Consider the following 13,710-nt stretch of genomic DNA (forward strand, 5'->3'; position numbering starts at 1 on the left):
GGTAAGGAAATGACACTTTATTCAAGTGAGGACAAGCAGTTGCAGGCACTCCCGCATGGCATTTATTCAGTTTCTAGTGAGTCCAGCGCGTAGTTTATCTGCTCAAAAGAGAAGCCTCTGTACTGTAAAAATCGCACTTGCTTGGCGTACTCTTTAGGATCGCTCGCCTTTCCGTGACGGAACTTTTTCTCGGCCGTGGTTTTAGCCAACTCAAACCAATCGACTTGTTCTTCCATCATGGCCTCATTGACCACAGACTCTGCGACACGTTTTTGATTCAGCTCCTGACGAATACGGCGCTCGCCATGACCTTTATAGATATGTTGACGCACTTGGCTTTTCGCAAAGCGCAGATCATCGAGGTAACGATAAGACTTACACAATTCAATCGCAGCCTCGACCTCTGACTCTTCATAACCTTTGAAGCTAAGCTTTTGATACAGCTCATACTCACCATGATCACGACGACTAAGCAATTGAATAGCGGTCTCGTTAGCTGACAGCGTCGGTGGCTTTCGTTGATACATATAGACTAGTGGTTTGGTAGGGAAAACAGATACAACAAAGCCCCGCAGTGCAGGGCTTTGTTTAATTCAGATGAAGATTTATAGCTCTTCTGCCGGCGCTTCACCAGTTTCCGCTTCTTCAGGAAGTGCAGGTGTTAAAAGCAGTTCACGCAGCTTGCTATCAATCGCTTGCGCCGCTTCTGGGTTCTCACGAAGGAACTTACACGCGTTTGCTTTACCTTGGCCAATCTTGTCGCCATTGTAGCTGTACCAAGCGCCCGCTTTCTCAACCAACTTGTGCTTAACGCCTAGGTCAACCAGTTCGCCGTAACGGTTGAAGCCTTGACCGTATAGAATTTGCGTTTCCGCTTGCTTAAATGGCGCTGCGATCTTGTTCTTAACCACTTTAATGCGAGTTTCGTTACCCACCACTTCGTCGCCTTCTTTGATAGAGCCAGTACGGCGGATATCAAGACGAACAGACGCGTAGAATTTAAGTGCGTTACCACCCGTAGTCGTTTCTGGGTTACCGAACATAACACCAATCTTCATACGAATTTGGTTAATGAAGATACACATACAGTTAGACTGCTTTAGGTTACCTGTAAGCTTACGCATCGCTTGAGAAAGCATACGAGCTTGCAGCCCCATGTGGCTATCGCCCATCTCACCTTCGATTTCCGCTTTTGGTGTCAGTGCTGCAACCGAGTCGATAACCATTACGTCAATCGCGCCAGAACGTGCCAGTGCGTCACAGATTTCAAGTGCTTGTTCACCTGTATCTGGCTGAGACACAAGTAGCGCGTCGATATCAACACCTAGCTTCTTCGCATAAACAGGGTCTAGCGCGTGCTCAGCATCGATAAACGCACAGGTTTTACCTGCTTTTTGAGCAGCTGCAATACACTCAAGAGTAAGCGTTGTTTTACCTGATGACTCTGGGCCGTAGATCTCAACGATACGACCCATTGGCAGACCACCAGCGCCCAGCGCGATATCAAGAGAAAGTGAGCCGGTTGAAATGGTTTCAACGTCCATGGTACGGTTATCACCAAGGCGCATAATTGAGCCTTTACCAAATTGCTTTTCAATCTGACCTAATGCAGCGGCTAACGCCTTCTGTTTATTCTCGTCCATTACTTTCTCCACAACTATCCTTTACGGATATACGCTTTAGGCAACTTACATGCTTGAGCTGTTTTAATCAGGTGAGCAGCGTGTTCAATACGCTGCAAGATGTGTTTCATTATACTGTTGATTCATACAGTGTCCATACCTGTATGAAGATTTTTTTGTGACCTTGATGTGAGTTCCAAAAGAGTCTTTTAAATTCCATACGTTTAGCAAAAAACCAAGATTAATATAAACACTTGGTGTGACTAGCTAAATGGCTCTTCGTCGGTCATATGCTCAAGCAAGGTTGTTAAGGCATGGCAAACCGCTTTCGTGCGAACCTCAGAGCGATCGCCGGCAAACAAACACGTCTCTACTTTTTGCCAACCTAATGACGATGCCCAAGCAAAACAAACAGTGCCCACAGGTTTATCTTCGCTGCCCCCTCCAGGGCCCGCGATTCCACTAATGGCTACACTCAGTGTGCCATTCGAGTGACGCAGTGCGCCTAGCGCCATTTCCACAACCACGGCCTCACTGACCGCGCCAAATTGACCGAGCGTTTTTGAACGCACACCAAGCATTTCCATTTTGGCATCGTTACTGTAGGTAATAAACGCACGATCAAACCAAGTCGAGCTACCCGCAATATCCGTGATAGCAGTGGCAACGCCACCGCCTGTGCATGACTCGGCTGTAACGAGTATCTGGTCGCCTTGTTGTAATAGCTGACCCAATTGTGTACTTAACTCAGTTAGGTTTTGCATTTCCCCTACTCCTCGCCTCAAACTGAGGCTAACTGTGATGTGGCATCATGTTAACGAGCATCATTGAAGACTCTACCCTTTTCGCCCTCGCTGCTTTGACGTATCCTAGGCGGCAACGAAAACCAGTAGCAAAGAAGTGACAGTGAAAGCGGAACAAAAACACACACCAATGATGCAGCAGTATCTGAAGCTAAAAGCCGAAAACCCAGATATTTTGCTGTTTTATCGAATGGGCGACTTTTACGAGCTGTTTTACGATGACGCCAAGCGCGCATCGCAACTGCTTGATATCTCGCTAACCAAACGTGGTGCCTCCGCGGGTGAACCCATTCCAATGGCGGGTGTCCCTTTTCATGCTGTCGAAGGTTATCTTGCCAAACTGGTGCAGCTTGGTGAATCGGTCGCGATTTGCGAACAGGTAGGCGATCCAGCGACCAGCAAAGGGCCGGTAGAGAGACGAGTTGTTCGTATCGTGACACCGGGTACCGTCTCTGACGAAGCTCTACTATCAGAACGACTCGATAACCTGATTGCCGCAATCTATCACCAAAACGGTAAATTTGGCTATGCCACTCTAGACATTACCTCTGGTCGTTTTCAACTTTGTGAACCTCGTAGTGAAGAAGCGATGCTGGCCGAACTGCAACGCACGGCGCCAAAAGAGCTTTTGTTCCCGGAAGACTTTAAACCGGTGGACATTATGGCCAATCGCAATGGCAACCGCCGCCGCCCGGTATGGGAATTTGAAATCGATACCGCAAGACAGCAGCTGAACCAACAATTTGGCACCAAAGATCTTGTCGGCTTTGGTGTAGAGCAGTGTGAACTTGGGCTTTGTGCTGCTGGCTGTTTGATCCAGTACGTCAAAGACACCCAAAGAACCGCTCTGCCTCACATTCGATCGCTGACGTTAGACAGCCAAGATCAATCCGTGATCCTAGACGCCGCAACAAGACGCAATCTAGAGCTCACGCAAAACCTCTCTGGCGGTCATGACAATACGCTCGCTGAAGTGCTCGATCATACTGCAACGGCCATGGGTAGTCGTATGCTTAAGCGCTGGATCCACCAGCCAATGCGCTGCCAAAAAACGCTGAACTACCGCCTAGATGCGATCTCCGAGATAAAGCAAGACGCCCTTTACGCAGAGCTAGCGCCAACGCTCAAACAGATCGGCGATATTGAACGCATCTTAGCGAGACTGGCACTGCGCTCCGCAAGACCGCGTGACATGGCACGTCTTCGCAGCGCACTGCAGCAATTGCCTGAATTGGCGCTGAGCCTAGAGACCGTCGTTCACCCATACCTCAAGCAGCTCGCTGAATTCTCTGCGCCAATGGACGCAATGGCCGATCTGCTTGAGCGCGCCATCAAAGACAACCCACCTGTTGTGATTCGTGACGGGGGCGTGATTGCCGATGGTTACAATGCAGAGCTAGACGAGTGGCGCGATCTTGCCAACGGCGCAACCGCATACCTAGACAAGCTTGAACACGATGAGCGTGACCGTCACGGCATCGACACCCTTAAGGTAGGCTTCAACAATGTCCACGGTTTTTATATCCAAGTAAGCCGTGGTCAAAGCCACCTTGTGCCGCCGCACTACGTTCGTCGTCAAACGTTGAAAAATGCCGAGCGCTACATTATCCCAGAGCTTAAAGAGCACGAAGATAAGGTATTGAACTCAAAATCAAAAGCGCTCGCCATAGAGAAGAAACTCTGGGAAGAGCTGTTTGATTTGCTATTGCCAAGTCTAGAACAGCTCCAAAACCTAGCGTCCGCTTTGTCGCAGCTCGATGTACTGCAAAACTTAGCTGAGCGAGCAGAAAGTCTAGATTATTGCCGACCAACCTTAACCGAAAAAGCGGGCATTCAGATTCAGTCAGGTCGTCACCCAGTGGTCGAGCAAGTAATGGATGAACCGTTTATTGCCAATCCAATAGCGCTCAACCCAGAGCGTAAGATGCTGATCGTTACCGGTCCAAACATGGGTGGTAAATCAACCTATATGCGCCAAACCGCACTCATCGCGCTAATGGCACACATCGGCTGCTATGTGCCTGCGGAATCGGCTGAAATCGGTTCATTGGATCGTATCTTTACTCGTATTGGCGCCTCTGATGATCTTGCCTCTGGCCGCTCGACCTTCATGGTTGAGATGACAGAAACCGCCAATATTTTGCACAATGCTACTCAAAATAGCTTAGTGCTCATGGATGAGATTGGTCGCGGCACCAGTACCTACGATGGCCTGTCGCTCGCTTGGGCAAGTGCTGAGTGGCTGGCAACCAAAGTTGGCGCGATGACTCTATTTGCAACGCACTATTTTGAGCTAACAGAAATGCCAAATCAGTTACCGAACCTTGCTAATGTCCATTTGGATGCGGTTGAGCATGGTGACTCGATTGCCTTTATGCATGCGGTACAAGAAGGCGCTGCTAGCAAATCTTACGGCCTTGCGGTTGCGGGTCTTGCGGGCGTGCCAAAGGCGGTGATTAAAAACGCGCGCCAGAAGCTGACACAACTTGAGCAGATTGGTCAGAATCCCTCGCGTGCAGAATCGCAGCAGGTGGATATTGCCAATCAGCTGAGTTTGATCCCTGAACCTAGTGAAGTGGAAGAAGCGTTGGCGCAGATTAATCCGGATGATTTAACGCCGCGTCAGGCGTTGGAAGAGTTGTATCGCTTGAAGCAGTTGCTTTAGTTTTTAAGTCAAAAGCTTACCCCTCCTAGCCTCCCCTTATAAAGGGGAGGAACGAAGCCTCGCTGCGCATCGCCTAGTTATTAGAGAGCTACATGAGTGACACAGAGTTGTTCGCTGAGTGCTACGTCGAACTCTTGTCGTTGGCCATCGAGTTCTACGGCTAGGTTGTAGAGATCCTCTTTATTCGGGTGTTCTGGGTCTGCGTATTTAGGTGCTTCTATCTGAAACAGCGCGGATGCCTGATTAGCGCGAACGTCTATCGGCAAAAAGTAGGTCATACCATCAAACTTAACCGATGCCGAGACAAGGCCTGCACGAAACGTTTGATAATATAAGTCGACTTTGAATTCACAGCCGCCACCGTGGTGCCAGATCTGCTCCATAGCCACATGCTCAAGACGTACGTGAGGTATGAACTGCAAATAAGGTATTTGCCAAACGCCCATGCGATCTTCGCCGCGGGGCTTTTCTTGGACAAGTGAACATGTTGGTGCGCTGTCCATCTCCATTAGCAGGTCATCTTCATCATACTCAAGAAATAGGATCTCGACTCGATTTGGGCCTTGTTGAAGATGGGCTCGGATCTCTTTGCGATAACTCGTCTCGCTGCCATCACAATCAATGACTGCACGTCCGTTTATTCGCACTTCTGCATAGTAATCAACACCACCAATGACCAGATCTACCGCTGGGTTCGCCAACTCAGCATCTGTGAGTTCAAAGTCGTGCATTAAGTGCCACTCTTGGTCACGAATCGCTTGCTCCGATAAGCTTTCAGGGAGTACTTGGCTCAGTGCACCAGGTAACGTCAGATCATCTTGAGGGATGGAGAGATCGGTAAGGGGGGAGAGTTGCCAAAGACCGGCGAGATTCATCTTCATTGATTATATTGACCTAGATCATGTTAGGCGAAGTATAATCAAATCGAATTTGGAAAGATAGCAAGATCAAAAAAGGTCAGCGCAGCTGACCTTTTCATCAAGACTTATTCGTCTTCATCATCCTCTTCAGGGTAAAGCGCATCTTCGCCCTCGTAATACGTACCCCAGCCATCGTAGATGATGTCGTATTTCTCTGCCAATTGAACCAGCTTTTCAACCTGAGCATCAATTTGCTCAGCGTTTAGTGTTGATTCCATTGTCGCATCACAACAAAGTAGCTTATTGCCATCTTCGTCTTCAGTTTCTTCTGCTTCTAAAACCTCGAAGCCCATCTTGAACGCTTCAACAACGGCTTTCTCTAGACGATCAAAGTCTTCTGCGAACAGGTGGTGCTCGATCTCGTAAAGAGCTTCTGGATCACTTCCATCTTCAATTAGCGCTTGAATGATATCGCGAGTTTCTTCCTTTTGAAATTCGATCAGTTCTTCAACGGACATATACTCATCTTGTTGAGACATAAAGTGCTCCAGCTATAAATAGGTTAACGGCATGAATAATACGAGAAGTCGCCGGAGATCGAAAGATCAAAACGAGATCTTTGCTGACTATTTTTCGAAATCGCATCGGTGACAAAGTATGATCAAGATCACATATACATAAATTTAACATTTTCATGACCGAAGACTTCCCTCTTTTTAGGTGTATTGATTGTGGGCGCAGAGCTCAGCTTAAATAGCCGAAAATTTATAGATAAAGCATGCATATCCGCCAGAGCGTCAAACACTGCCCAGCTTTTTGTTTTATTCATTAATCAATCATAAATCCATCGCAGAATGGTTATTTATTCAAATGAAAAACATGAGTATTGAGGAGGGGTGAGCATAAAACACTGCATATCCAAGCATTCATCCTCCCATGTAAATAGCCAAAAAACCGCCATCTTTGTCTGTATTGAAACCATCAATCAATCAATTTAACTGCAAAGCAATCGGTTACCAGTGATATTTACTGGTTATTAAACTTGCATCTTGATAACAAGCTTGTCATAAATAGCGGCAGATCAAGCTGAAAGGAATCGTAATGAGTAAGTTGTATGTCGGCTCGGAAGTCGGTCAATTACGACGCGTTTTGCTAAACCGTCCAGAAAGAGCCCTAACCCACCTCACCCCATCTAACTGTCATGAGCTATTGTTCGATGACGTACTGGCAGTTGAAGCGGCCGGCGAAGAGCACGATGCTTTTGCAAGCACATTGCGCAGCCAAGACGTCGAGGTTTTGTTGCTTCATGACTTGCTAGTAGAAACCCTCGCAGTAGACGATGCCAGAACCTGGCTACTCGATACGCAAATCTCTGATTTTCGCTACGGACCTATTTTTGCCAGCGAGCTGCGTCAATATTTAGCGCAAATGGACAACGAGCATTTAGCGACTGTGCTGCTTGGTGGACTTGCCTACTCTGAGCTGCCAATCAAAACACCTTCGATATTGCAAAAGATGAGCAGGCCGCTCGACTTTGTCATCGAGCCTTTACCAAACCATCTCTTCACTCGTGATACCTCTTGCTGGGTGTATGGTGGCGTCTCGTTAAACCCGATGATGAAGGCGGCTCGTCAACGCGAAACCAATCACCTTCGAGCTATCTACCGCTGGCATCCTACATTTGCAGGACAAGATTTCATCAAATACTTTGGTGATGAAGACCTCCATTACGACAACGCCAACATTGAAGGCGGAGACGTACTCGTCATTGGTAAAGGGGCGGTGCTGATCGGTATCTCTGAGCGTACTACACCGCAAGGCGTGGAAAATTTGGCAGCCAGTTTGTTCAAATCAGGGCAAGCAAGCCAAGTCATTGCCATCGACCTACCTAAGCATCGCTCATGCATGCACCTAGATACAGTCATGACCCACATGGATGTCGACACCTTCTCAGTCTATCCAGAAATCATCAATGACAAGCTCGATACTTGGCGTTTAACCCCATCGAATAACGGTCAAATGCAAGTTGAGAAGCTACCAAACTATCTCAAAGCACTCGAAAGCGCACTGGATGTCGATCAGCTTAAGATCATAACCACCGGCGGCGATAACTACGAAGCCGAGCGAGAGCAATGGAACGACGCCAACAATGTGCTGACAGTTAAACCTGGCGTTGTCATTGGCTATGAACGCAACGTTTACACCAATGAGAAATACGACAAAGCCGGCATTCAAGTGTTGACCATTCCAGGGAACGAACTTGGTCGTGGTCGTGGCGGTGCTCGCTGTATGAGTTGTCCAATAGAACGTGATGGCATTTAAACATAACTATTTACAAAAGCCCCAAATAAGGGGCTTTTTTTGCGCTTAAACAAAATAATTATTCACAAAATAAGAATTTGTATGTATAAATAGAATCAACAATTAACACAGAGGTACGGACCATGGCTTACAACATACGGAACAGGAACTTTCTCAAGCTTCTCGACTTCACACCAAAAGAAATTCAGTTTTTGCTCGATATGTCCAAAGAGCTCAAATCGGCAAAATACGCTGGCACAGAACAGAAAAACTTGGTTGGCAAAAACATTGCGCTTATCTTCGAAAAAGCATCGACCCGTACCCGATGTGCTTTTGAGGTAGCAGCCTTTGATCAAGGTGCACAAGTTTCTTATATCGGCCCTTCTGGCTCGCAAATTGGTCACAAGGAATCGATGAAAGATACAGCGCGTGTGTTAGGCCGTATGTACGATGGCATTGAGTATCGCGGCTTTGGTCAGGCGATTGTCGAGGAATTAGGTGCACATGCCGGCGTTCCTGTATGGAACGGTCTTACCGATGAGTTCCACCCAACTCAAATCCTAGCTGACTTCCTAACCATGCTTGAGCACGGCAAAGGCAAACAGCTGCACCAAATCAAGTTTGCTTACTTAGGTGACGCGCGCAATAACATGGGCAATTCACTTATGGTAGGCGCAGCCAAAATGGGCATGGACATTCGCTTGGTGGCACCAAAAGCATTTTGGCCAGAACAGAGCTTAGTCGATGAATGTCAGACCATTGCGCACACAACGGGCGCGACCATCACCCTAACTGAGGATGTACAAGCCGGCGTTAAAGATTGTGACTTCCTATATACCGACGTTTGGGTATCGATGGGCGAATCTGCCGAGGCATGGGAAGAGCGAATCGCTCTAATGAAACCTTATCAAGTTAATATGGCGATGATCGAAGCAACAGGGAATAAAAACGTGAAATTTATGCACTGTTTGCCCGCTTTCCACGATGACCAGACGACTATAGGCAAAGAAATTGCGGATAAATATGGACTCAACGGCCTTGAAGTGACCAATGATGTGTTTGAGTCTGAATATTCAATCGTTTTTGATGAAGCTGAGAACCGTATGCATACTATCAAAGCGGTCATGGTGGCCACTTTAGGCAGCTAACAAAGTTGGCAATAATTGACGCTAAATGTTTGATGTAATCGCTTGCGCTCGCAAATTTTGGGCGTATAATTCTCGGCAATTTGTCTGGGGAACGATTAATGGCGCAAGCGAGTTTGACATCACTACACACTCTCGATAAGCAATTTGCTTATCACGCACCGTTATTATTTCCTATCGAATTCTAAGCCTCCCAATATGGGGGGCTTTTTTATGGTCGTTAATCTCTAATTCACTTAGAGAAAGTATCTGGTCTGGTTGTAACTATAGGGAAGATAAACATGGCGAATACGCTCTATCAAAAGCACATTATCTCGATTCCGGAACTGTCACGTGAGGAGCTAGAACTCATTGTGAAAACCGCGGGTCATCTAAAATCCAACCCTCAACCTGAGTTAATCAAGAATAAAGTCGTGGCAAGCTGCTTCTTCGAGCCATCGACACGTACCCGACTTTCTTTCGAAACGGCTATCCAACGCATCGGCGGTGATGTGATTGGTTTTGACAGTGGCGGTAACACTTCGCTGGCGAAAAAAGGCGAGACACTGGCAGACTCTGTACAGGTCATCTCTTCATACGTTGATGCCTTCGTCATGCGCCATCCACAAGAAGGCGCAGCGCGTCTAGCTTCTGAGTTCTCTAACGGCGTGCCGGTTATCAATGCTGGAGACGGTGCAAACCAGCACCCAACACAAACCCTGCTTGACCTGTACTCTATTTATGAGACGCAAGGTCGTTTAGATGATATCAACGTTGCATTTGTGGGCGACCTAAAATACGGCCGCACGGTTCACTCATTGACCCAAGCGCTGGCGAAATTCGATAACGTACGCTTCTTCTTCATCGCACCAGAGGCGCTAGCGATGCCAGATTACATCTGTGAAGAGCTAGAAGAAGCCGGCATTCAATTTAGCCTGCACACAGACATCGACAGCGTTGTACCTGAACTTGATGTCCTTTACATGACACGTGTACAGAAAGAGCGTTTTGACGAATCTGAGTACGCGCACATTAAGTCGGCGTATATCCTGTCTGCAGAGACACTGAAAGATGCACGCGACAATCTTAAAGTCCTACACCCACTGCCTCGTGTGGATGAAATCACCGTAGACGTTGATAAAACGCCTTACGCGTATTACTTCCAACAAGCAGAAAACGGTGTGTACGCTCGTGAAGCATTGCTTGCCCTTGTTCTTAACGAAGCACTTTAAGGAGAGATTGTCATGGCTAAAGAAACCCAATTGCAAGTTGAAGCGATCAAAAACGGCACCGTTATTGACCACATCCCAGCAAACATTGGCATCAAAGTGCTGAAACTGTTTGCGATGGATGAATCAAAGCAGCGCGTGACTATCGGCCTGAACTTGCCGTCATCAGCACTAGGCAGCAAAGATCTGCTAAAGATTGAAAACGTGTTTATCACGGAAGAGCAAGCGAACAAGCTAGCACTGTACGCACCACATGCCACAGTGAACCAGATTGAAAACTACGAAGTGTGCAAAAAGCTGGCGTTAGAGCTACCAGAAACCATCACCGGTGTTTTTGAATGTCCGAACAGCAACTGCATTACGCACAACGAGCCAGTAGACAGCAGCTTCAAGGTATTCGAAAAGCACGAAGACATCCGTTTGAAGTGTAAATATTGCGAAAAAGTTTACTCTCGCGAGATCGTGACTGAGCGCTAGAATTAATCACAAGTCAATAGTCATTCAAGCCTACAATATTTCTCATTGTTGTAGGCTTGATTTTTATTTGTCCTAGAGGCAGTCTTAAGCTCTTACTAATCCCATCATAATGGATACAACGATGACAAAAGTACTTCATACAGAGTCTGCACCAGCAGCAATTGGCCCTTACGTTCAAGGTGTTGATCTAGGCAACATGGTACTGACTTCAGGCCAAATTCCAGTGAACCCTCAAACAGGTGAAGTGTCAGAAGACATTTCTGAGCAAGCACGTCAGTCTCTAGACAACGTGAAAGCTGTAGTTGAAGCATCTGGCCTGACTGTTTCAGACATCGTAAAAATGACGGTATTCGTTAAAGACCTTAACGACTTTGGTACTGTGAACGAGGTGTACGGCAAGTTCTTCGATGAGCACAATGTAGCGAATTACCCAGCACGCTCTTGTGTTGAAGTTGCGCGTCTTCCAAAAGATGTGAAAATTGAAATTGAAGCGATCGCGGTTCGCAAATAATCGCTTCGGTTGAAGAGAAAAAGGGTTGCCATTGGCAACCCTTTTTTAGTTATTTCTTCGCGTTAAGCTCGGCGACTTCGGCGTCTAGCTCAGCGAGCTTCTCTATCATTTGTTCGCGACAAACATTCGCCAGTTTGCGCACATCTTCTTTGCCGTAGCCTTCAATAGAGATAGGTGGCAACATCTCAATGATGATATGACCATTATCCCACTTATTCAGCTTTAAATGGCTTGTGCTACTGCATACGATAGGAATGATTGGCACCTCTGCGCCAATAGCTGCGTGGAAAGCGCCTGTCTTGAACGGAAGCATACCGCGACCGCGAGAGCGCGTTCCTTCAGGAAACATCCATACAGATAGATTGCTCTTTTTTATGCTATCCACAACTTGATCGATCGTGCCTTTCGCTTTGCTGCGATTGGCACGGTCAATCAAAATATTACCCGTTAGGTAGTACAGCTGACCGAAAAGCGGCATCCACAATAAGCTCTTCTTACCTACCGTCACCACGTTCGGCGTCACCGCTGAAGAAACTGTGAACAAATCCCAGTTATTCTGGTGGTTGGCAATATAGATGTGCTGGCCACGTTTGTACGCGTCTTCTGGAAGGCGCAGATCGAGCTTCACGCCAAGGATCTTCGACATAGCGCCAAAGTAGCGGCCAAAGGTAAACACATGTTTTGGATTTCTTGGGCTGAGCAGGCAATAGCCACAGCCAAATACAAACATCACAACGGCGAAAATAGCCACTGCAATGCAGCGAAGTAAAGCAACCATTTTGTTCTCCGACAATGGCTTCAAAAAAAAGCCGAAACCCTTGGATTTCGGCTAATTGAATCTTAAATGTTGTTATTCATCGCCCGCGACACGGGTAATGTTGGCACCCAGCGCTGACAATTTGTCTTCAATGCGCTCATAGCCGCGATCGATGTGATAGATGCGGTCAACAATGGTCTCGCCTTGTGCAATACAACCTGCAATAACCAAACTCGCTGAAGCACGAAGGTCGGTTGCCATCACTTGAGCACCGCTCAGTGATTCCACATCACCACAGATAACCGTGTTACCTTCAATTTCCGCTTTTGCCCCCATACGCATTAGCTCAGGCACATGCATAAAGCGATTTTCGAAGATAGTTTCCGTGATCACGCCGCCGCCTTTCGCCATCATATTCAATAGCGTAAACTGCGCTTGCATGTCCGTTGGGAAGCCAGGGTGAGGCGCAGTGCGAATCGATACAGCTTTGAGCTCACGACCCGTCATATCCAATGAGATCCAATCATCGCCAGTCTCAACGTTAGCACCCGCTTCTTCAAGCTTAGCCAGTACCGCCTCAAGCAGATGTGCACTGGTATTGCGGCAAACCACTTTACCGCCAGATACTGCTGCAGCGACCAAGAAGGTACCCGTTTCGATACGGTCTGCAACCACGGTGTGCTTACCACCAGAAAGACGCTCAACACCTTCGATAGTGATGGTATCTGTACCCGCGCCAGTCACTTTGGCACCAAGCTTATTCAGGAAGTCTGCGGTATCAAAAATCTCAGGCTCGCGCGCTGCGTTATCAAGCACGGTCGTACCTTCAGCAAGCGTTGCAGCACACATGACTGTGATGGTTGCGCCAACACTGACTTTATCCATCACGATATGCGCGCCTTTTAGGCGACCATCGACTTCCGCTTTCACATAACCATCTTCAAGCGTGATGGTCGCGCCTAGCTGCTCTAGACCGTGAATATGAAGGTCCACTGGGCGGGCACCAATCGCACAACCGCCAGGCAGTGATACTTGACCTTTACCAAAGCGAGCGACAAGCGGGCCAAGAGCCCAAATAGATGCACGCATGGTTTTCACCAAGTCATAAGGTGCACATAGCTCATTGATTTCGCTACCATCAACGTGAACAGAACCGTTACGATGCACTTTAGCACCTAGGCGGCTCAGTAGCTTCATCGTCGTATCAATATCGCGAAGATGAGGGACGTTGGCGACTTCAACCGGCTCTTCAGCCAGAATAGAAGCAAATAAAATTGGCAGTGCTGCGTTCTTAGCACCAGAGATCGACACTTCGCCACTCAGCGGCGTGTTCGATCCAATAACTCGAAACTTATCCATTA

General features: G+C 47.5%; 13 protein-coding genes. 6 read left to right on the forward strand and 7 right to left on the reverse strand.

Features of this window, described 5'->3' with window-relative positions:
* Positions 1–62 precede the first annotated feature (62 nt).
* The 3 genes from recX to pncC form a co-directional block, all read right to left on the reverse strand.
* Positions 63–527 carry a recombination regulator RecX gene (gene recX / locus L4C42_RS20645; RefSeq protein ID WP_353497186.1) on the reverse strand — a complete coding sequence of 155 codons (465 nt, stop codon included), beginning with the start codon at positions 525–527 and terminating at the stop codon, positions 63–65.
* A gap of 78 nt (positions 528–605) precedes the next feature.
* Complete coding sequence (gene recA, locus L4C42_RS20650) at positions 606–1,643, reverse strand: recombinase RecA (protein ID WP_353497187.1); 1,038 nt, start codon at positions 1,641–1,643, stop codon at positions 606–608.
* 242 nt (positions 1,644–1,885) lie between these two features.
* A complete protein-coding gene (gene pncC / locus L4C42_RS20655) occupies positions 1,886–2,386 on the reverse strand; it encodes a nicotinamide-nucleotide amidase (RefSeq protein ID WP_353497188.1) in 501 nt (166 codons plus the stop codon).
* A 142-nt stretch (positions 2,387–2,528) separates the two neighbouring features.
* Here pncC and mutS point away from each other — a divergent pair, with 142 nt between their 5' ends.
* A complete protein-coding gene (gene mutS / locus L4C42_RS20660; protein ID WP_353497189.1) occupies positions 2,529–5,090 on the forward strand; it encodes a DNA mismatch repair protein MutS in 2,562 nt (853 codons plus the stop codon).
* An 80-nt stretch (positions 5,091–5,170) separates the two neighbouring features.
* On the opposite strand, the gene L4C42_RS20665 is transcribed toward mutS, so the two are convergent.
* Both L4C42_RS20665 and rraB read right to left on the reverse strand, forming a co-directional pair.
* Positions 5,171–5,971: a glycosyl hydrolase 2 galactose-binding domain-containing protein gene (locus L4C42_RS20665; protein ID WP_353497190.1), complete on the reverse strand. Its 801-nt coding sequence runs from the start codon at positions 5,969–5,971 to the stop codon at positions 5,171–5,173.
* Positions 5,972–6,075: 104 nt separating this feature from the next.
* Positions 6,076–6,489, reverse strand: a complete 414-nt coding sequence (rraB, locus tag L4C42_RS20670; protein ID WP_112463127.1) for a ribonuclease E inhibitor RraB — start codon at positions 6,487–6,489, stop codon at positions 6,076–6,078.
* 562 nt (positions 6,490–7,051) lie between these two features.
* On the opposite strand from rraB, the gene arcA reads away from it, so the two are divergent.
* The 5 genes from arcA to L4C42_RS20695 all read left to right on the forward strand — a co-directional run bounded on the left by arcA (position 7,052) and on the right by L4C42_RS20695 (position 11,592).
* Positions 7,052–8,272 carry an arginine deiminase gene (gene arcA, locus L4C42_RS20675; protein ID WP_353497191.1) on the forward strand — a complete coding sequence of 407 codons (1,221 nt, stop codon included), beginning with the start codon at positions 7,052–7,054 and terminating at the stop codon, positions 8,270–8,272.
* 122 nt (positions 8,273–8,394) lie between these two features.
* Positions 8,395–9,399: an ornithine carbamoyltransferase gene (argF, locus tag L4C42_RS20680; RefSeq protein ID WP_353497192.1), complete on the forward strand. Its 1,005-nt coding sequence runs from the start codon at positions 8,395–8,397 to the stop codon at positions 9,397–9,399.
* 278 nt (positions 9,400–9,677) lie between these two features.
* Positions 9,678–10,607, forward strand: a complete 930-nt coding sequence (pyrB, locus tag L4C42_RS20685) for an aspartate carbamoyltransferase (RefSeq protein ID WP_353497193.1) — start codon at positions 9,678–9,680, stop codon at positions 10,605–10,607.
* 12 nt (positions 10,608–10,619) lie between these two features.
* Positions 10,620–11,081 (forward strand): aspartate carbamoyltransferase regulatory subunit, encoded by a 462-nt coding sequence (pyrI, locus tag L4C42_RS20690; RefSeq protein ID WP_112463130.1) that lies wholly within the window; start codon positions 10,620–10,622, stop codon positions 11,079–11,081.
* 121 nt (positions 11,082–11,202) lie between these two features.
* The gene (locus tag L4C42_RS20695) at positions 11,203–11,592 is read left to right on the forward strand and encodes a RidA family protein (protein WP_353497194.1); all 390 of its coding nucleotides are present in this window, start codon (positions 11,203–11,205) and stop codon (positions 11,590–11,592) included.
* A gap of 49 nt (positions 11,593–11,641) precedes the next feature.
* On the opposite strand, the gene L4C42_RS20700 is transcribed toward L4C42_RS20695, so the two are convergent.
* On the reverse strand, positions 11,642–12,370 hold the full coding sequence (locus tag L4C42_RS20700) for a 1-acylglycerol-3-phosphate O-acyltransferase (protein WP_429761695.1): 729 nt from the start codon (positions 12,368–12,370) through the stop codon (positions 11,642–11,644).
* A 72-nt stretch (positions 12,371–12,442) separates the two neighbouring features.
* Entirely contained in the window at positions 12,443–13,708 is a 1,266-nt protein-coding gene (murA, locus tag L4C42_RS20705) for a UDP-N-acetylglucosamine 1-carboxyvinyltransferase (protein ID WP_429761696.1), read from the reverse strand.
* Positions 13,709–13,710 lie beyond the last annotated feature (2 nt).

Source organism: Vibrio wakamikoensis, from assembly GCF_050337275.1.
Taxonomy (GTDB): Bacteria; Pseudomonadota; Gammaproteobacteria; order Enterobacterales; family Vibrionaceae; genus Vibrio; species Vibrio chaetopteri.